The sequence below is a fragment of the Pseudomonas bharatica genome (assembly GCF_048586865.1).
Classification (GTDB): Bacteria; Pseudomonadota; Gammaproteobacteria; order Pseudomonadales; family Pseudomonadaceae; genus Aquipseudomonas; species Aquipseudomonas bharatica.
The window spans coordinates 314,465-330,464 of the sequence record NZ_JBMAWR010000002.1 but is presented as its reverse complement, the minus strand read 5'-3'; the positions used below and the strand labels follow the sequence as shown (position 1 = coordinate 330,464).

General features: G+C 60.9%; 25 protein-coding genes. 22 read left to right on the top strand and 3 right to left on the bottom strand.

The features are described 5' to 3' along the window. Positions 1–76: 76 nt before the first annotated feature. The 3 genes from ACKLLE_RS03995 to ACKLLE_RS03985 all read right to left on the bottom strand — a co-directional run bounded on the left by ACKLLE_RS03995 (position 77) and on the right by ACKLLE_RS03985 (position 2,446). Positions 77–913: a DUF3037 domain-containing protein gene (locus ACKLLE_RS03995; RefSeq protein WP_420056947.1), complete on the bottom strand. Its 837-nt coding sequence runs from the start codon at positions 911–913 to the stop codon at positions 77–79. Continuing rightward, positions 910–1,653: a HipA family kinase gene (locus ACKLLE_RS03990; protein WP_420056946.1), complete on the bottom strand. Its 744-nt coding sequence runs from the start codon at positions 1,651–1,653 to the stop codon at positions 910–912. Before ACKLLE_RS03990 ends, ACKLLE_RS03995 begins: the two co-directional genes overlap by 4 nt. A gap of 82 nt (positions 1,654–1,735) precedes the next feature. Then, entirely contained in the window at positions 1,736–2,446 is a 711-nt protein-coding gene (locus tag ACKLLE_RS03985; protein WP_420056945.1) for a S24 family peptidase, read from the bottom strand. A 90-nt stretch (positions 2,447–2,536) separates the two neighbouring features. Here ACKLLE_RS03985 and ACKLLE_RS03980 point away from each other — a divergent pair, with 90 nt between their 5' ends. The 22 genes from ACKLLE_RS03980 (at position 2,537) to ACKLLE_RS03875 (ending at position 15,982) form a co-directional block, all read left to right on the top strand. After that, positions 2,537–2,746, top strand: coding sequence for a hypothetical protein (locus ACKLLE_RS03980; RefSeq protein ID WP_314614187.1), 210 nt, complete (start codon positions 2,537–2,539; stop codon positions 2,744–2,746). Between the two features lie 32 nt (positions 2,747–2,778). Beyond that, a complete protein-coding gene (locus ACKLLE_RS03975; RefSeq protein ID WP_314614188.1) occupies positions 2,779–2,985 on the top strand; it encodes a hypothetical protein in 207 nt (68 codons plus the stop codon). Between the two features lie 333 nt (positions 2,986–3,318). After that, on the top strand, positions 3,319–4,176 hold the full coding sequence (locus tag ACKLLE_RS03970) for a BRO-N domain-containing protein (RefSeq protein ID WP_420056944.1): 858 nt from the start codon (positions 3,319–3,321) through the stop codon (positions 4,174–4,176). Continuing rightward, complete coding sequence (locus ACKLLE_RS03965) at positions 4,173–4,541, top strand: hypothetical protein (protein ID WP_420056943.1); 369 nt, start codon at positions 4,173–4,175, stop codon at positions 4,539–4,541. Before ACKLLE_RS03970 ends, ACKLLE_RS03965 begins: the two co-directional genes overlap by 4 nt. Continuing rightward, complete coding sequence (locus ACKLLE_RS03960; RefSeq protein WP_420056942.1) at positions 4,538–5,446, top strand: helix-turn-helix domain-containing protein; 909 nt, start codon at positions 4,538–4,540, stop codon at positions 5,444–5,446. The genes ACKLLE_RS03965 and ACKLLE_RS03960 overlap by 4 nt, the downstream gene beginning before the upstream one ends. After that, entirely contained in the window at positions 5,430–6,227 is a 798-nt protein-coding gene (locus ACKLLE_RS03955; RefSeq protein WP_420056941.1) for a hypothetical protein, read from the top strand. The genes ACKLLE_RS03960 and ACKLLE_RS03955 overlap by 17 nt, the downstream gene beginning before the upstream one ends. After that, positions 6,227–6,535, top strand: coding sequence for a phiTE_015 family protein (locus tag ACKLLE_RS03950; protein WP_420056940.1), 309 nt, complete (start codon positions 6,227–6,229; stop codon positions 6,533–6,535). The genes ACKLLE_RS03955 and ACKLLE_RS03950 overlap by 1 nt, the downstream gene beginning before the upstream one ends. After that, positions 6,532–6,786: a hypothetical protein gene (locus ACKLLE_RS03945; protein WP_420056939.1), complete on the top strand. Its 255-nt coding sequence runs from the start codon at positions 6,532–6,534 to the stop codon at positions 6,784–6,786. The genes ACKLLE_RS03950 and ACKLLE_RS03945 overlap by 4 nt, the downstream gene beginning before the upstream one ends. Beyond that, entirely contained in the window at positions 6,779–7,249 is a 471-nt protein-coding gene (locus ACKLLE_RS03940) for a hypothetical protein (RefSeq protein ID WP_420056938.1), read from the top strand. The genes ACKLLE_RS03945 and ACKLLE_RS03940 overlap by 8 nt, the downstream gene beginning before the upstream one ends. Continuing rightward, positions 7,246–7,851 (top strand): recombination protein NinG, encoded by a 606-nt coding sequence (locus ACKLLE_RS03935; RefSeq protein ID WP_420056937.1) that lies wholly within the window; start codon positions 7,246–7,248, stop codon positions 7,849–7,851. The genes ACKLLE_RS03940 and ACKLLE_RS03935 overlap by 4 nt, the downstream gene beginning before the upstream one ends. After that, the gene (locus ACKLLE_RS03930) at positions 7,848–7,979 is read left to right on the top strand and encodes a hypothetical protein (RefSeq protein ID WP_409279695.1); all 132 of its coding nucleotides are present in this window, start codon (positions 7,848–7,850) and stop codon (positions 7,977–7,979) included. Before ACKLLE_RS03935 ends, ACKLLE_RS03930 begins: the two co-directional genes overlap by 4 nt. Further along, positions 7,970–8,560: a hypothetical protein gene (locus tag ACKLLE_RS03925; protein ID WP_420056936.1), complete on the top strand. Its 591-nt coding sequence runs from the start codon at positions 7,970–7,972 to the stop codon at positions 8,558–8,560. Before ACKLLE_RS03930 ends, ACKLLE_RS03925 begins: the two co-directional genes overlap by 10 nt. A gap of 130 nt (positions 8,561–8,690) precedes the next feature. Further along, the gene (locus tag ACKLLE_RS03920; RefSeq protein ID WP_026034491.1) at positions 8,691–9,017 is read left to right on the top strand and encodes a hypothetical protein; all 327 of its coding nucleotides are present in this window, start codon (positions 8,691–8,693) and stop codon (positions 9,015–9,017) included. Beyond that, positions 9,014–9,325 (top strand): hypothetical protein, encoded by a 312-nt coding sequence (locus ACKLLE_RS03915; protein WP_420056935.1) that lies wholly within the window; start codon positions 9,014–9,016, stop codon positions 9,323–9,325. Before ACKLLE_RS03920 ends, ACKLLE_RS03915 begins: the two co-directional genes overlap by 4 nt. A gap of 48 nt (positions 9,326–9,373) precedes the next feature. Continuing rightward, positions 9,374–9,982 (top strand): putative metallopeptidase, encoded by a 609-nt coding sequence (locus tag ACKLLE_RS03910; protein WP_420056934.1) that lies wholly within the window; start codon positions 9,374–9,376, stop codon positions 9,980–9,982. Between the two features lie 31 nt (positions 9,983–10,013). Next, positions 10,014–10,475 (top strand): DUF2280 domain-containing protein, encoded by a 462-nt coding sequence (locus tag ACKLLE_RS03905; RefSeq protein ID WP_027919797.1) that lies wholly within the window; start codon positions 10,014–10,016, stop codon positions 10,473–10,475. Continuing rightward, on the top strand, positions 10,462–11,748 hold the full coding sequence (locus ACKLLE_RS03900) for a terminase large subunit domain-containing protein (RefSeq protein WP_420056933.1): 1,287 nt from the start codon (positions 10,462–10,464) through the stop codon (positions 11,746–11,748). The genes ACKLLE_RS03905 and ACKLLE_RS03900 overlap by 14 nt, the downstream gene beginning before the upstream one ends. Further along, entirely contained in the window at positions 11,748–13,085 is a 1,338-nt protein-coding gene (locus tag ACKLLE_RS03895) for a DUF1073 domain-containing protein (protein ID WP_420056932.1), read from the top strand. Before ACKLLE_RS03900 ends, ACKLLE_RS03895 begins: the two co-directional genes overlap by 1 nt. A gap of 8 nt (positions 13,086–13,093) precedes the next feature. Then, on the top strand, positions 13,094–14,191 hold the full coding sequence (locus tag ACKLLE_RS03890; RefSeq protein ID WP_420056931.1) for a DUF2213 domain-containing protein: 1,098 nt from the start codon (positions 13,094–13,096) through the stop codon (positions 14,189–14,191). Next, the gene (locus tag ACKLLE_RS03885; protein WP_420056930.1) at positions 14,191–14,619 is read left to right on the top strand and encodes a structural cement protein Gp24; all 429 of its coding nucleotides are present in this window, start codon (positions 14,191–14,193) and stop codon (positions 14,617–14,619) included. The genes ACKLLE_RS03890 and ACKLLE_RS03885 overlap by 1 nt, the downstream gene beginning before the upstream one ends. 25 nt (positions 14,620–14,644) lie before the next feature. Next, positions 14,645–15,571, top strand: a complete 927-nt coding sequence (locus ACKLLE_RS03880) for a DUF2184 domain-containing protein (RefSeq protein ID WP_420056929.1) — start codon at positions 14,645–14,647, stop codon at positions 15,569–15,571. Positions 15,572–15,583: 12 nt separating this feature from the next. Continuing rightward, positions 15,584–15,982, top strand: coding sequence for a hypothetical protein (locus tag ACKLLE_RS03875; RefSeq protein ID WP_420056928.1), 399 nt, complete (start codon positions 15,584–15,586; stop codon positions 15,980–15,982). Positions 15,983–16,000 lie beyond the last annotated feature (18 nt).

Genomic DNA, 16,000 nt, shown 5'->3' with positions numbered 1-16,000 from the left:
GGTGAGCCATCTTACCACCCTGGCTTTCCGCTATCACGCAGGCATGAAAAAGCCCGCCGAAGCGGGCTAGAAAAAATCAATGAATTGCTTCCGGAATCCCTTTTCGAATCTCCTCAAGAATACGAGCCTGGGTTTCGGCGGTGCTTGTCACCCTTACGCCTGGGAAGCTCTTGAGCTCATCGCAAATTTCCTTGAAAGCTCTAAGCAGTTTTGGCCTGCCTTCCTCAGGAGGGCCAGCGATAAACAAGGTGTCTCGAGCAAGATCCTCAGTCGCACTGAGGCGCCGAATCTTGGATATCCAGGCATCTCCATGCTCAATGATCTTGGCAGGCTCGTCATGTCCAAGATGGAGAGGCTTTAGCGCCTGCACAGGCTCACTGCCGTTAACCATGACGAATGGAAACTTGACCACGTAATCAGTGCTGCCAAGCTTCAGATCGCTGTACCTCTGCTTCAGGTTGCTCGAGGACAGAAGCTTTCCGAGTTGGCGCTCAAGCACCGTCTCCTGGTATTCCTTGTTGGCGAAGCTGTGATTGACGTAATGGTCAAACAGCACGTTAATCGCGTCGTTTGCGTTTTCAACTGCCATCGTCCCGGGGTCACTGAATCGCATCATCGTCTCACGAGGGTGGATGAGGTGCTTGAAGGTCCCCAAGATTGCAGAAAGGTCAGATCGGTTTGCAGTGAAGAAGCCGCTGAGTCTGGTGAGCTCAGCCTCGACCTCGCGTCGAGCCCTTAGGAAAATTTTCGCCTCCAAACTAGGGAAAAAATTCGTGACTCGTTGACGCTTTTTCTCGATTTTGAAGCGAAAGTCTCCATTATTGGCAATCAAAACGATCCCAATATTCACGAATTCGCCTGTTTCTGGGTAAGGCAAGAACCGCAAAATAGAATAGTTGCAGATGTATTTCATAGCGCTCCCCAGAACCGCTCGTCCCTGAACACTTCCAGCATTTCCAGCCTTTCAGCTACCGTTGGCTCCGTTTGATCGATGTGGTCAGCGTCCCGATACAGCCAGTCCTCTGGCAAAAGGTCGGTGATCGTACCCCAGCTGTCGACTATACCGCCAAGCATTTGCATGTACTCCTGACGAACAACCAGGTCTCGGAAGAATGACCTGCATTCGCGGAAAACGTGCCCCTCCATAAATGCCTGGGGATCAAAGGTCCTGTCAAACGCGAGATTGTGATCAATCACGTTGAGATCGCCGTTTGAGTCGAGTATGAGGTTGACGTTTCCTCCGTGCTGGCCAAGACAACGGTCCTCATTTCGTACCCACCAGTCGAAAAGCAGGAGTTTTCGGCGGAGATCTGCAGGCGTCGAATTGATGCTGCTTAGGCTGAAGTCGGTCGCATTTTCAACAGCTTGAGAGGCGAAGGCCATCCCTCCGCGCAGGTCATCAACATGCGGTATGGCACTGAACGCGATCAGTTCTTCGGGGATGTGCATGAGGGACCAGGCAGGAATTGGCAAGCCCATCCTCAAGCCAATTTCTGCGCCAAGAACCTCAGAAATCAAAGCTGGGCCGCCAGCTTTCTGGTGGCCTTTCACAAAATAAGTGCTTCCATCATCGCCGCGGATGAGGAATGGCTTGATCGAGAAGCCCTGATGGCTCTGCCTGATGATTTCAACAGCCGTAATGCACTCAGGCATTATTGTTCTTCCATGCTCTATAAGCTGTCCAATGTCAAAGGGATGAGTCTACTGCCCTTAAGGATTGCGGGTGGTTCGCTAATCAAAGCAAAACCGAATACCAGAACACCTTCCCCAATACGCTAATCCCGCTCTCGGCCAGCTGCTGCGCGGTGTACTCCTCGTCCGGGTGCTCATCCTGGTTGAAGCTGCGGAAGCGCAGACCGCCGCCCGGCATCCGGTAAAGCGTCTTTACCCGCAACTCGCCGCCATGATCGATCGCATACATCTTCCCGTCCTTCACCGCAGTGCATGCGCGGTCGACACCGACTGTGCTGCCGTCCGGGAGCACAGGCTCCATGCTGTTGCCATGCACAGTCACGCACACGGCCTGGTCGAATTGAACCCCCTGGTTGCGCAGAGTCTGCTTGCCGAAGCGGAGTTTCCTGCTGCTCGATTTCTCTATCACAGTGCGTCCGGATCCTGCGGACAGCTCAACTTCCTTGAGGAACGGCACGTACACCTCGTCGTCGTCCAGCGGAGTGTCGTCGTCCCAAACCGAAATCGGGCCGAGCATGGTGGCGTTGGAGCGGGGCTCCGGCTCAGTGTCAGGTGGGTTTCGCCCATCTGTAAGCCATTCAGGCGCGCACCGAAGCACGTTGGCCAAGGAGAGCAGGTTCTTTCCGGTAGCCCCGTTCTTTCCGTTCACCCAGAAGCTCACCGTCCCTTTCGAGACGCCGGTCAGCTTAATGATGTCAGCAGCAGTCAGCCCTAGAGCTTTCATGCGCGTCTGAAGTCTGTCTTTGAATTCCATATTTAGGATCTTAAACATTCTTTGGTTTAGGTGTTTGCATTTGTGATGTTTAAGGGTCTAAACTGCGAGGCATGCAAATGGAGAGAAAAAATGACCTATGACGACGCCCTGAAGCTGTTTGGCTCGGGCAAGGCAATTGCTGACGCACTCGGCGTTACTAGAAGCCGCGTCTCTCAGTGCCGTGCCACTGGAGGGTTCTCCTACCCAATGCAGTGCGTTTTGGAGAAGGAATCGCGCGGGGCGCTCGTTGCCAAGCGTGAGGATGATCCAGTCAACGCGCTCAAGAGTTCAGCAGCCTAATCCAACCACCACTTGCAAGGAGCAGTACCCAAATGAGCTTCAAAGACCCACTTACCCAGCGCCGCGCTATTGCCAGGAAGATCCGGCTCTATCCGCTGCTGGATCGGCAGCTTCAGCGCGCTGCGGATAAGAGCCGTCGAGAGTACGCGACCTATCTGTTCGAGATGCTGGAGTGGGCTGCCGTCAACGGAGCCATTGAGGCGCTGATGCCCGACGACCTGAAGGATATCGCGGGCTAGAGGCCCTCAGGAGGGCACGATGGAATTTTGTGAAGAGAACGTGCCGCCAGAGACCAGAGCCAAATTTAATCGCCTGATGGAAGCCAGAGGTTGGACGTTTGAGGAGGCCGTGAACGAGGTCTTGCTCGAAGCAATTACGTCTGGCGCAACGGTATTCGTAGGAAGGCGAAAGGCACCGGTTCTGGAGCTGGTGGGACTGAAGAGGCCCTCTACCGGATAGGTGAGGGACTCACAAGGGGCCTCTTGAGGGCCTCAACCAAATCGCAGAGACAAAAAAGCCGGGTTCGCGGCCCGACTCTCTGCAAAACAAAACTCTGTCAGGGAATTATGCATATGCAGACCCCAAGTGTACAGCCCATAAGCTTGCTCGCGCCACAAAACGCGAAGCACGATTCTGTGGCGCGCACAGTCAATCTGTTCAATTTCGAAGGCTTTGATGTTCGCGTCGTGCTCATTGACGGAGAGCCCTGGTTCTCTGCCAGGGATGTGGCGGAAGGCCTCGGCTACTCCAACCCACAGAAAGCAGTGCGCGACCACTGCAAAAGCCCGCGCCCGGTGGGGGTGAACGATTCGTTCACCCTTGGCCCATCGGCAAACATCATCCCCGAGCGTGACGTTTACCGCCTGGTGATGCGCTCCAAGCTGCCCCAGGCCGAACGCTTCGAAGAGTGGGTGGTGAGCGAAGTTCTGCCCAGCATTCGAAAAACCGGCGGATACAGCGTACCAAGCCACCCCGCCGACCTCAGCAAACTGGAAATCCTCCAGATGGCCCTGGAGTCGGAGAAAGCCCGCGTCCTGCTCACCGTCCAAGTCGAGGCACAGGCCAAGAAGATCGACAGCCTGGAAAACCTGTTCAAGGAAGGCATGAGCCATGTCCAGTTCTGCAAGGGCCTCAATGGGGTCAACGTGATGCAGGTCGGGCATTTCCTCGAAGGCCGCAATTGGCTCTACAACGAGAGCAAGTCCGGTACCCGCTACCGCGTGGCCGCCTACGCCCGCGACAAGTACATGACCGAACACCAGCAGGAGATCACCCCGCACGGGAAAGAGGCGTTCATCAGCTACACGCCAATTCTCCTGCGCAAGGGTGCCGTGCGCCTGTACGAGCTGTACCTGGCCGGCGAGCTGCCCATGAAGAAGAACTGGGACGGCCTGCACACCCACGACAAGGCCGTGCGGGGTGCAGCATGAGCCCGGAATTCCACACCGAAACGCACCGTGTCGCGCGTAAGCGTCACACCTGCACCGAATGCCGGGGCTACATCGAGCCAGGCGACCGCTACGAGTTCGTTACCGGTCTTTGGGAGGGCGACGTGTCGACCTACAAGACATGCGCGCACTGCGAGGCTGCACGTGACTTCTACGTCAACGATCTAAATTCGACTGAGTTCCGCGATGCTGAGTTCGGCGCCTACTGCTACAGCGAGGTCCGCTGCGATCTGGAGGAGGCTGCGAATGACATCCCACCGGGGACCGGACTGAAGTTCAGGGCATACCGGCATGTCGTGGGTATGCGGCGGCGTGGTGCTGCAGCCAGGGCGGAGCGCGCAGCATGAGCATGGAACTGATGGTCAAGGCCATGAAGACCAAGGTCGGAAACCCCCTGCGCAAGCTTGTGCTCATCAAGCTGGCCGATAACGCCAGTGACCAGGGCGAATGCTGGCCGTCATATCAGCACATCGCCGATCAGTGCGAGATCAGCAAGCGCTCGGTCATGAACCACATCAACACCCTGTGCGGTGCCGGCCTGTTGCGCAAAGAGATCCGGAAGGGTGGCCCCAAGGGTAACTCCTCGAACGTCTACTACCTGACCTTAAGTGGTGCAGCAGATTCACTAGGGGTAGTGCAGCAGATTCACCAGGGTAGTGCAGCAGGTTCACCCCCTAGTGCAGCAGATTCACTAGGGGGTAGTGCAGGAGCTGCACCCAGAACCAGTCACTCTTTTGAATCAGTAAAGGAACCAGTCACTGAACCTGTTGCGCCCCAGGCTGAAGCCGTGGTCGCGGAGGGTATCGTGGTGCCGTTTACGGCTCAGCAGCCGCGCTGCCAGATCCCGGCTGATATGCCAGGGCCGAAGGACCAGTCCTGCAAAACCTTCAAGGCCTGGGCCAACTACGCCATGGCCTACCGCAAGCGCTACCACGCGTGGCCGGTATGGAACGCGAAGGCCGGAGGGCAGGTTGGTCAACTGATCAGCCGTCTCGGCATCGACGTTGCCCACCATGTGGCCGCGTACTTCCTGACGATCAATGACGCTCGCTTGATCAACGGCTGCCACAACCTGGGCGACCTGCTGGCCAAGGCCGAGGCGTACCACACCCAGTGGGTCACCAATCGCCAGATGAACGCGACCACCGCCCAGCAGATCGAGCGCAAGCAGGCGAACCTGACCGCCGGCCAGGAAGCGGCCACGCGCATCCTGAAACGTGAGGGGAGAGCGGGAAATGAATTCCTCATCTGACCGCATGACCCAGGAGCAGGTTGCCCAGCTGGCGCTAGCCATCTGCGCTACTGCGGAAACGCTTGGCTACACGCTCAGTGCGGATGCAGCCGAATTGATGGCTGAGGACCTTGCCGAATTCCCTGCGCAGACCGTGGCCGGAGCCCTCAAGGCATGTCGCATAGAGCTGACAGGCAAGCTGACCACCGGCGCCATCATGCAGCGTATTCACGCGGCTGACGGGCGCCCGGGGAAGGACGAGGCTTGGGCAATCGCGCTTTCCGCCAGTGACGAGTTCGACACGGTGCTGCTGACCCAGGAAATCCGCCAGGCCATGTCCGCTTCCGATCCAGTCTTGCAGGTCGGCGACAAGGTGGGTGCCCGTATGGCTTTCATGAGTGCCTATGAGCGCCACTGCACCTTCGCCCGTGCTGAAGCTCAGCCGGTGGAGTGGGAGGTTTCTCTCGGCTACGACCAGGCTCGAAGGGTGACTGCCATCGAGGGGGCCGTCCGCGCGAAGTTGATTAGCCAGGATTCCGCCAACAAGCATCTGGCAGACCTGCGGATCGCCCCGATCACCGTCGATGGGCAAGCAATCGCTGGACTGATCACCGGGCAAGTCTCTACCCACGCAAGCGCAAAGACCAAGGCAAAGCTCGCTGAGGTCCGCTCGATCATCGCTGATTCGAAAATCCGCAAGGACCGCGAGAAGCGCAAAGAGGCCCAGCGGTACCGGGTCGACACCTATCTACGCAAGCGCAAGGCCCGCGAGGCCATCGCTAAACTTCAGGAGAAGCACTGATGGGCGCCAACAAGATGCGCGAGCAGTTCGAGGCGAAATTCCCAGTGCCTGCCGGTGTGGCTTGGAAGGAAAGCATCGGGATGTACGAAGTGGTGGACATCTGGAAACTGGATCAGTCGATCACCATCAGCAAGTACAACTGGCTATGGGAGGGCTGGCAGGCCTCGCGCGAGTCCGTGGTGGTGGAGCTGCCAGGATACGGGCAGCCGGATTGCGAAGAGCATGCCGAATGGCATCACACGCGCAACGGAACCATAGATGCGTGCGCCAGGATGATCGAGGCCCAGGGCCTGAAGGTGAAGCCATGACCAACCTGAAAAGCATGTCCCCTGCGGCTCGTTCGGCTGCCATGCGCAGCGGCATGGACGGCTGGGGCAATGTCGGCGGCCTGCCGGGCCAGATCCGGTATCACGAGCCCGTCGACGCAAAGTCTCGCCGCAGGTGCAGCTGTGGCTGCCTTCGGCGCGCTACTCATCGCGGCATGGCCAATGGCGTCTGCCTGACTATGGGTTGCGACCTATCGATGCGCCGCTGGGTTAAGGAGTCGAATCGTGACTGAAAAGATCAGCGTCAACAGCCAGGCCAAACTGTCCGAGGCCGTGACCATGCTGACCCGCCTGTTCCGCGACAAGAAGTTCGTCGTGGTCAGCATGCGCCCGGGCAAGGACCGCACCCTGGACCAGAACGCCCTCTGGTTCGCGATGTACGAACGCATTGCGAAGTCCACCGAGATGGGCGACGTGGAGGACGTCCGCCGGTACTGCAAGCTACATCACGGTGTACCGATCATGCGCTCGGCCAGCGCCGAGTTCCGCGAAGGCTACAACCTGGCGCTGCTGCACCTGCCGTACGAGATCAAGCTCCGCTGGATGGGCGCTTGCGCCATGTTCGGTCCCGACGGGTTCCCGGTGACCCGCCTGTTCAATCGCGAGCAGGGTTGCATGTACACCGATCGCATCGCTGTCGAGTTCACAGCCAAGGGCGTGTTCTTCGGTGATCTGCTAGGGGAGGAGGTCGCATGACTCTGGTCAAGGAGATCAAGCCGAAGAAGTGCAAGGCGCCAGGTTGCGGCAAGCCCTTCAAGCCGACCATGACCACGCAGAAGGTGTGCAGCGTCGCCTGTGCCAAGGCCATAGCCAAGGATCCAAAGCTCCAGAAGATCGCGGCTAAGGCCATCACCAGGCAGGCCCGGGAAGACCTCAAGGAGAGACGGGAGAAGCTCAAGGATCGGCGCGAGCATATAGCCGAAGCACAGAAGGTATTCAACGCCTACATCCGCGAGCGCGACGCCGGCCTGCCGTGCATCAGCTGCGACTCGCTGCCGAGTGACCACGACCTAATCACCGGCAGCCGCTGGGATGCCGGCCATTACCGGTCGGTAGGCGCTTGCCCGGAGCTGCGTTTCGAGCCGCTGAACGTCCATCGGCAGTGCGTCAAGTGCAACCGCAACCTTTCGGGTAATGCGGTCGAGTACCGGATCCGGTTGGTGAAGCGCATCGGCGCAGAAGCAGTCGAGTGGCTCGAAGGGCCTCATAAGCCCCAGCGCCTGACAATCGAAGACCTGCAGGCCATCAAGGCCCTGTACAGGCAAAAACTCAAAGACCTGAGGAGGGCAGCAGCATGAACTGGACACCAACCGACAGCGGCCAGCTGCTCATCCTGGCGATGGTCATCTTTGGCGGCTATGCGCTCGCACGCGGCGCGATCATCAAGGCCAAGCGCAAGCGCGAGGAGGGCGGCCCATGCAACTGAACAGTGCACGTCAGGCTTGGCACGACTGCCTGTACACCGCATGGGACAGTCAGGGCGCATTCATCGAGCAGCTTGGCCTGCTGGGTGCCATGGTGCAGACCACGGAGAAGCAGCGGAAGGCGAGTCATGCTGTGCACCAGGCTCTGGCCGGTGGCATTCAGGTCGCCATTGGACGGCTTGGCCGTAGCATCAAAGCCTTCGGCCATTTCATGTACGCGCCCCGGCTCGACGCTGACACTCAGGAGGATGCGGAGGAGGCCGTATTCACGATGGTCCAGCAGCGATCGCCACGCATGACCGCGGCCAAGCGCGAAAAGCTGGAGTACGTGGTGAAGGGCGTCATGGCCCGGTACCGGTACATGCATCAGGGCGGGCAGTCGGCCAACGACGATCCGCTGGCATCGCCGGAAGGGTTCAGGGCCTGGCTGGATGCGCACTACGGGGTGAGGCTTGAGTCTTCGAACTGGGAGCGCGACTGGGGCGGTTTCGTGAGCCTGGCCTTCGAGTGCTGCGAGGATCTGGACAAGCAGGCATTGAGCCCGGTGGCAGCCGCAATTTACGAAATGCGAAGTGCCGCTTGAGGCCCTATTGCGTTCCCGTGCGGCTGGTGGCATGATTTCGCCATCCTGATAATTTTGCCTTTGGCAAAAACTCAAATTAACCCGGCCATCGCGCCGGGTTTTTTCGTTCATGCACAGCGAGAGGTCGAGCATGGAGTTCTTCCACCGACTGCTCGAGAAGTTCGACTGGATGATTGCGGGCCTATTGGGGGCCTTGGTCGCGACCCGGTGGCACAAGGACGACCTGACCGACCGAAAGGCCTGGCTGCTCTTCCTGTTCACCGGTATGGCCTGTGCCCACTACCTCACCGGGATGGTCAGCAATTACTTCGGTATCACCGAGCCCCGCAGCGTTGCGGGCGTTGGCTTTCTTCTCGGCACCTTCGGCGGTTCTCTCATTGCCGCCATCAACCGAGCGATCAAAGCCGCCGATCTATGGTCTGTCATCAGGTCCAAGTTCGGAGGGCCTAGCTCATGACATACGAATACATCAACGCCATCGCGGCCGGCCTCATCGCCATCTGGGCGACCTGGTGCGTGCTGAGCGGAAAGGTGCGGGATGGGGTGATCGGCAAGGTGCTGTACGCGATCATCGCCATCAGCGGCTACGCCATACTGGCCCGGTCCGAGCGCATGTTCTTCACCGCCAACACGGCCTGGGCCACGCTGATGGTCTCGCTGGCCCTAGCGGGGATGCGGCACATGTTCATGCTGACCTACTGGCCGCGCGTGAAGCGCTGGATCTGCCGGCACCTGCAGTGCGACCACTGCAAGCCGGTCGAGTAATTCGCGCCACAAAACAGAGGTGCGCCGTTTCGTGGCGCGGGAGTGAGCATGAGCAGACCGAACCCTCCGGCTGATCTGCTCGACCACGTCTTCCTCACCTTGCGACCGGCACCAGAGGTCTGGGATTGGATCAACGCCGAGATCCTGGCCGACACCGGCAGCCTGCATAACCCCGACCATGCCCATCTGCTGGATGCCAGTGTGCAGGTGCTGTGGGCATCCCAGTCATTCGCCAAGCAAGGGCGCACTGTGCTGGGCCAAGCCGAGCAGGTGATGTTCCGGGCCGGTGGATGGCAGAAGGCGCGCCAGGAACAGCAGATGCGAGAGTGGTTCGGTGAGGAGCCTCAGTTCCTCATCACCCTGGCGGCGGACTACTGCGCCCAGTGCACCGATGCCGAGTTCTGCGCCCTAGTCGAGCATGAGCTGTATCACATCGCGCACAAGGCCGATAAGTACGGTGCTCCGGCCTTCGGTGACGACGGCATGCCCAAGCTGGAGATGCGTGGACACGACGTCGAGGAGTTCGTCGGTGTGGTTCGCCGCTACGGTGCCAGCCACGACGTACAGCAGCTGATCGACGCTGCAAGCCAGCCGCCCGAGGTGGCCAAGATCAACATTTCGAGGGCCTGCGGAACCTGTCTGCTCAAGTCTGCCTGACCTTTGACAGACCTAAGACGGAATTGAACCTATGGCGGCCCTGAGCAACGAGGTGAAAGCCTTTATCGTTCAGGCTCTGGCCTGCTTCGATACCCCCGCACAGGTGGCTGCCTCTGTCCGAGAAGAATTCGGCATAGAGGTGAGTCGCCAGCAGTGCGAATCGCATGACCCGACCAAGAGTGCAGGGCGGGACCTGGCCAAGCGCTGGCGGACCCTGTTCGAAGACACGCGCAAGCGATTCCGTGAAGAGACATCCGAGATCCCTATCGCCAACCGGGCATTCCGGCTTCGTGCGTTGGGAAGGATGGCCGAGAAGGCCGAGTCCATGAAGAACATGGCCCTGACTGCCCAGCTGCTGGAGCAGGCAGCCAAAGAGGTCGGCGATGTCTACGTGAACCGCCAGACCAAGAACGAGAATCCACATGACAACGTGCCGCCCACCCGGGTGCAGGTTGACGTGGTGGATGCGAGGAAGCCTGATGCCGTCACTTAACGTGCCCCAGGCCAGCTTCCTCCGGATGGAAAACAAGTTCCGCGGCTTCGTGGCCGGGTTCGGCTCAGGCAAGACCTGGGTTGGCTGCGCGGCGCTGTGCAAGCACGTCTGGGAATGGCCTCGGATCGACTCCGGCTACTTCGCCCCGACCTACCCGCAGATCCGAGACATCTTCTTCCCTACCATCGAGGAGGTCGCCTTCGACTGGGGCCTGAAGGTCAAGACGAAGGAGAGCGACAAGGAGGTCGAGTTCTACAGCGGCGGCCAGTACCGCAGCACGACCATCTGCCGCTCGATGGAGAAGCCGCAGACCATCGTTGGCTTCAAGATCGGGCATGCCCTGGTCGACGAACTCGATGTTCTACCCGCGCTGAAGGCTGAACACGCCTGGCGCAAGATCATTGCCCGGATGCGCTACAACGTGCCTGGGCTGAAGAACGGCGTGGACGTGACGACGACCCCCGAGGGGTTCAAGTTCGTATACCAGCAGTTCGTGAAGCAGCTGCGCGAGAAGCCGGCGCTGAACGACATGTACGGCCTGGTGCAGGCCAGCACGTTCGACAACGAGCTAAACCTGCCGCCGGATTACATCCCTTCGCTGATGGACTCGTACCCCGAGCAGTTGATCATGGCCTACTTGAACGGCCAGTTCGTCAACCTGACGTCCGGGACGATCTACACCGCCTACGACCGTAAGCTGAACGGCAGCCAGGAGACCATTCAGCCTGGCGAAGCCCTGTTCATCGGCATGGACTTCAACGTCGGCAAGATGTCGGCAATCGTCCATGTGAAGCGCCTGGGCCTGCCGCACGCGGTGGACGAGATCATAAACGGCTACGACACGCCTGACATGATCCGCCAGATCAAGGAGCGCTACTGGCTGTACGCCGATGGCGAGTACAAGAACACCCGGCAGATCCGGGTCTATCCCGACGCCTCAGGCGGCTCTCGAAAATCGGTCAAGGCGAGCGAGACGGACATCTCCCTTCTCAAGCAGGCCGGGTTTATGGTCTCGGCGCCCGGCGCCAACCCGCCTGTTAAAGACCGCATCAACGCCATGAACGCGATGTTCTGCAACGCGGCCGGCGAGCGCAGGTACCGCATCAACGCCGACAAGTGCCCCACCTACGCCGACGACCTCGAGCAGCAGATCTGGGACACCAACGGCGAGCCCGACAAGAAGCAGGGCAATGACCACCGGCCAGACGCCGGCGGCTACTTCATCCACAAAGAGTACCCAATCAACAAGTACTCCCTCGCAGGTGTTTCCTAATGGGCGTGATCCGATACCTCGGCGACAAGCTGGTGAACCTGGTGGCGAACCTGGGCACTGAGCGCGACAAGGCTTCGGGCTCCGTCTATGCGCCCGTGGTCATGTCGGACGTCGAGCTAAGCAACGCCTATCGCGGGGCCTGGTTGCCGCGCAAGATCGTCGATATCCCGCCGCTAGACGCCACCCGGCGCTGGCGGGGCTGGCAGGCCACCAAGGAGCAGATCGAAAAGATCGAGGCCGAGGAGAAGCGCTTGGGTGTGCGCGGCAAGGTGAAGCAGGCGCTGACCCGGGCCAGGCTGTTCGGCGGGGCGGCTCTCTTCATCGGCACAGGGGAGCGGGACACCTCGCAGCCTCTCAACCCCGAACGTATCCAGGCCGGAGGCATCAAGTACCTGACGGTGATGAACCGCCGGCAGCTGTCGCCCACCGAGCTTGAGCAGGACCCTCAGTCGCCGCTGTTCGGCAAGCCCAAGGCGTACCGGCTGGCAGGCAGCGCCATCGAGATTCACCCGTCGCGCCTGGTGATCTTCATCGGCGCCGAGCACCCAGATCCTGAGCTGGCCGTGGGTAATGAGTTTGGCTGGGGCGATTCGGTGCTGCAGGCCGTTTTCGAGGCCATCAAGCAATCCGACGGGACCATGGCCAACACAGCGAGCCTAGTGTTCGAGGCGAAGGTCGACGTCATCAAGATCCCCGACTTCATGCAGCAGCTGCAAGACCCCGGGTTTGAAAAGCGGGTATTAGAGCGCATCCGCCTGGCCGCCATGGCCAAGGGCATCAACGGCGCGCTACTCCTCGACAAGGAGGAGGAGTACGAGACCAAGACCGCCAGCTTCGGCGGGCTGCCCGACATCATCGACCGCTTCCTGCAGGGGGTCTCGGGTGCGGCAGATATCCCGGCTACCCGGCTACTCGGGCAGGCGCCCTCGGGCCTGAACGCCACTGGCGATTCCGACCTGCGCAACTACTACGACCGCATCCAGGCTATCCAAGAGCTTGAGATGTGCCCGGCCATGCAGGTGCTCGACGAATGCCTGCTCCGATCCGCCCTGGGCAGCCGGCCCGCCGAGATCCACTACATCTGGAATCCGCTCTGGCAGCCGTCAGCGACCGAGCGCTCCGAGATCAGCAAGCGCACCGCAGACACCATCAAGGTGCTGGTTGACACGAAGCTGTGGCCAGAAGAGGCGCTGAGCAAGGCGGCCACCACCATGCTGGTGGAGCAGAGCGTTCTGCCCGGCCTGGAGGCTGCGCTGGATGAGTTCGGCAGCGAATTGCCGGATGAGGAAGAACGCGACGACCCGGCCCCCGGCGATCCCGCGAACATCGAGCCCTGAGGTAAACCATGCACATCACCGACACAGTCAGCCTGGGTGACACCAAGCTGAGCGACTCCGGCTACCTGGAAGCTTTTGCGCTCACCGCGCGTACCGGCATCCAGCAGTACCTGGGGGCGGAGGTAGGCCGGCCAGACCTGAGGGTCGTCAACGTCTACCGCGACGAGAAGGAGGTCTTCTCCAAACGCTCGCTGGAGTCGTTCTCCAAGATCCCGATGACCAACGACCACCCGGCCCAGCCGGTTACCTCTGCCAACTGGAAGCAGGTTGCGGTGGGCACAACGGGTGACGAGGTACTGCGCGACGGCGAGTACTTGAAGATCGGCCTGAAAATTACCGACGGCGACGCGGTAGCCGCAGTGCAGGCCGGCAAGCGCGAGCTCAGCGTGGGCTACAGCTGCGAACTGGTCTGGGAAGACGGTATCGCACCTGACGGCACTGCCTACCAGGCCAAGCAGACCAACATCATCGCCGACCACATCGCCATCGTTCAGCGCGGGCGGGCCGGCAGCCGGGCAAGCATCGGCGACTCCTGGCCACAACACACCCCAACCCCCGAGGAAAAACCCATGACCCTGAAGACGGTTACCGTCGACGGCATCCCGGTTGAAGTAACCGACCAGGGCGCCGTTGTCATCACCACCCTGCAAGGCCGCCTGGCCGATGCAACCAGCAAGCTGACCGCCGCCGAGGCTGCACACGCAAACGCGATCGCCGCCAAGGACGCCGACCTGGCCAAGAAAGACGCCGAGATCGATGGCCTGAAAGCCAAGCAGGTCACCGACGCCCAGCTCGACGAGCGCGTGAAGGCCCGCGGCGACCTGATCGCCAAGGCCAAATCCATCGCCGATGCCGACTACAGCGGCAAGAGCGATGCCGAGATCCGCAAGGCTGTGGTGATCGGCAAGCTGGGCGATGCAGCCATCGCCGGCAAGAGCGAGGCCTACATCGACGCTCGCTTCGACATGCTGCTCGAGGATGCGGCCACCGACCCGGTACGCCAGCACTTCCAGAACAAGGACCACAAGCCGCAGAACGTGCATGACAACGGCCAGGACGCCTACGAACAACGCCTGCAAGACGCCTGGAAAGGGGGTGCCAAGTAATGGCCGTTCAAGATACCTACTCCGAAAGCATCCGCCCGGCGGTCCCCGGCCAGCTGGTCGACATGTCGCCAAAGAGCCTGATCTCCCGCACCGTGGAAGACGCCAACGGCATCGGCTTCGGCCTGCCGGCGTTCCAGGGCGTGCAGGACAAGGGCATCAAGAACACCGGCACCGCGGCTCAGTTCGTCGGCATCACCGTTCGCGAGCGCTCCCTGCAGGCTGAGGCCAACGGCTTCAAGCAGTACGACTCGGCCCGCCTGATCACCGAAGGCCCAGTGTGGGTTACCGCGCCGGCCGCGGTAGCTGCTGGCTCGCCCGTCACCCTGGGCGGCGTGCTGATCCCCGGCGCGCGCTACGACACCAGCACCACCGCCGCCAACCAGGTCGCTCAGGTCCGCCTCGGCGTCGTGCCTGCACCTTCCGCCTAATCGGCCAATGGCATAGGAGCCAACCATGACTTACAAACTGCTCGACGCCCAGGCCGCCCTGGGCTTCGTGATCTCGCAGACCTCGCACATCGAGCGCCAGGTCAACGAGACCGTGTACCCGGACATCCAGTACCCGACCCTGGTGCCGGTCGACACCAGCGCCCACCCGTGGGCCAAGACCGTCACCTACTATTCCTCGGACAAGTACGGTAAGGCCGACTGGATCAACGGCAATGCCGATGACATCCCGATGGCCGGTACCGACATGGCCAAGCACGAGACCGCCATCCACATGGCGGGTATCGGCTACGGCTTTGGCCTGGAGGAGGTCAGCCAAGCGCAGATGCTCGGCCTGAACCTGCAGGCAAGCGATGCCGAGGCAGCCCGCCGCGCCTACGAGGAGATGGTCGACAAGGTCGCCCTCTACGGTGACGCGCGCAAGGGCTTCGTCGGCCTGACCAATGCCCCGACCGTCACTGCCGCAGCTGCCACCACCGGTGACTGGGATGCAGCCACCCCTGGCCAGATCCTGGCTGATGTGAACAAGGCGCTGGCCGGTCAGTATGCCGGCACCCTGTACACCGGCCTGGCTGACACCTTGTTGATGCCGTACAGCGCGTTCCTGCACATCAGCACCACCCCGCTGAACGACAACGGCACTGACACCATCCTGTCCTGGCTGCTGAGCAAGAACGTGTACACCGCGCAGACCGGTCGCCCGCTGGTGATCCGTGCAATGCGCGGCCTGGACACTGCCGGCGCCGGCGGTACTGGCCGCATGGTCGCCTACCGCCGCGACCCGAACGTGGTGAAGATCCACATTCCGATGCCGCACCGCTTCCTGCCTGCGTACATCGCCGGCCCGCTGCGCACCGAGGTGCCCGGCATCTTCCGTCTGGGGGGCGTCGATGTGCGCCGTCCGAAAGAAATGCTGTACGTCGACGGCCTGTAAGGAGGGCGAGACATGGCACAGGTAACCAACAACAGCGACCGCACCCCCATCGGCCTGCCCAATGGCGTACTGGTCGCGCCCCAGCAGACCGTCGAGGTCAAGGGCTGGGACAAGGTCAAGGGCCACAAGATCATTGCCTACTACCTCAAGCACGGCATCCTCACTGTCGACGGCGACTCGGCGAAGGCATCCGGCGGCGGCGACGACAAGGACGAGCTCCTGGCGAAGTTGAAGGCGCTGGGCATCGATGCGGGCAAGAACTCCGGCGTCGAGAGCCTGCAGAAGCGCCTGGCAGAAGCCGAGGCCAAGGCCAAGGAAGATGCGATCGCCAAGCTCAAAGAGAAGGGCATCCAGGTCGGCGACGACGTTACCCTGGAAGAGCTGCAGGCCGAGTTGGCCAAGCATCCGTAACAACCCCGGGCGTTCCGG

Bases quoted from the DNA above. Each gene is read 5' to 3' on its own strand.
- ACKLLE_RS03910 (WP_420056934.1), top strand. From the start codon at position 9,374: ATGAGCAGACCGAACCCTCCGGCTGATCTGCTCGACCACGTCTTCCTC.
- ACKLLE_RS03935 (WP_420056937.1), top strand. From the start codon at position 7,246: ATGACTCTGGTCAAGGAGATCAAGCCGAAGAAGTGCAAGGCGCCAGGT.
- ACKLLE_RS03980 (WP_314614187.1), top strand. From the start codon at position 2,537: ATGACCTATGACGACGCCCTGAAGCTGTTTGGCTCGGGCAAGGCAATT.
- ACKLLE_RS03895 (WP_420056932.1), top strand. From the start codon at position 11,748: ATGGGCGTGATCCGATACCTCGGCGACAAGCTGGTGAACCTGGTGGCG.
- ACKLLE_RS03945 (WP_420056939.1), top strand. From the start codon at position 6,532: ATGACCAACCTGAAAAGCATGTCCCCTGCGGCTCGTTCGGCTGCCATG.
- ACKLLE_RS03905 (WP_027919797.1), top strand. From the start codon at position 10,014: ATGGCGGCCCTGAGCAACGAGGTGAAAGCCTTTATCGTTCAGGCTCTG.
- ACKLLE_RS03930 (WP_409279695.1), top strand. From the start codon at position 7,848: ATGAACTGGACACCAACCGACAGCGGCCAGCTGCTCATCCTGGCGATG.
- ACKLLE_RS03975 (WP_314614188.1), top strand. From the start codon at position 2,779: ATGAGCTTCAAAGACCCACTTACCCAGCGCCGCGCTATTGCCAGGAAG.
- ACKLLE_RS03955 (WP_420056941.1), top strand. From the start codon at position 5,430: ATGAATTCCTCATCTGACCGCATGACCCAGGAGCAGGTTGCCCAGCTG.
- ACKLLE_RS03965 (WP_420056943.1), top strand. From the start codon at position 4,173: ATGAGCCCGGAATTCCACACCGAAACGCACCGTGTCGCGCGTAAGCGT.
- ACKLLE_RS03960 (WP_420056942.1), top strand. From the start codon at position 4,538: ATGAGCATGGAACTGATGGTCAAGGCCATGAAGACCAAGGTCGGAAAC.
- ACKLLE_RS03950 (WP_420056940.1), top strand. From the start codon at position 6,227: ATGGGCGCCAACAAGATGCGCGAGCAGTTCGAGGCGAAATTCCCAGTG.
- ACKLLE_RS03900 (WP_420056933.1), top strand. From the start codon at position 10,462: ATGCCGTCACTTAACGTGCCCCAGGCCAGCTTCCTCCGGATGGAAAAC.
- ACKLLE_RS03995 (WP_420056947.1), bottom strand. From the start codon at position 913: ATGAAATACATCTGCAACTATTCTATTTTGCGGTTCTTGCCTTACCCA.
- ACKLLE_RS03985 (WP_420056945.1), bottom strand. From the start codon at position 2,446: ATGGAATTCAAAGACAGACTTCAGACGCGCATGAAAGCTCTAGGGCTG.
- ACKLLE_RS03890 (WP_420056931.1), top strand. From the start codon at position 13,094: ATGCACATCACCGACACAGTCAGCCTGGGTGACACCAAGCTGAGCGAC.
- ACKLLE_RS03990 (WP_420056946.1), bottom strand. From the start codon at position 1,653: ATGCCTGAGTGCATTACGGCTGTTGAAATCATCAGGCAGAGCCATCAG.
- ACKLLE_RS03970 (WP_420056944.1), top strand. From the start codon at position 3,319: ATGCAGACCCCAAGTGTACAGCCCATAAGCTTGCTCGCGCCACAAAAC.
- ACKLLE_RS03920 (WP_026034491.1), top strand. From the start codon at position 8,691: ATGGAGTTCTTCCACCGACTGCTCGAGAAGTTCGACTGGATGATTGCG.
- ACKLLE_RS03880 (WP_420056929.1), top strand. From the start codon at position 14,645: ATGACTTACAAACTGCTCGACGCCCAGGCCGCCCTGGGCTTCGTGATC.
- ACKLLE_RS03925 (WP_420056936.1), top strand. From the start codon at position 7,970: ATGCAACTGAACAGTGCACGTCAGGCTTGGCACGACTGCCTGTACACC.
- ACKLLE_RS03875 (WP_420056928.1), top strand. From the start codon at position 15,584: ATGGCACAGGTAACCAACAACAGCGACCGCACCCCCATCGGCCTGCCC.
- ACKLLE_RS03915 (WP_420056935.1), top strand. From the start codon at position 9,014: ATGACATACGAATACATCAACGCCATCGCGGCCGGCCTCATCGCCATC.
- ACKLLE_RS03885 (WP_420056930.1), top strand. From the start codon at position 14,191: ATGGCCGTTCAAGATACCTACTCCGAAAGCATCCGCCCGGCGGTCCCC.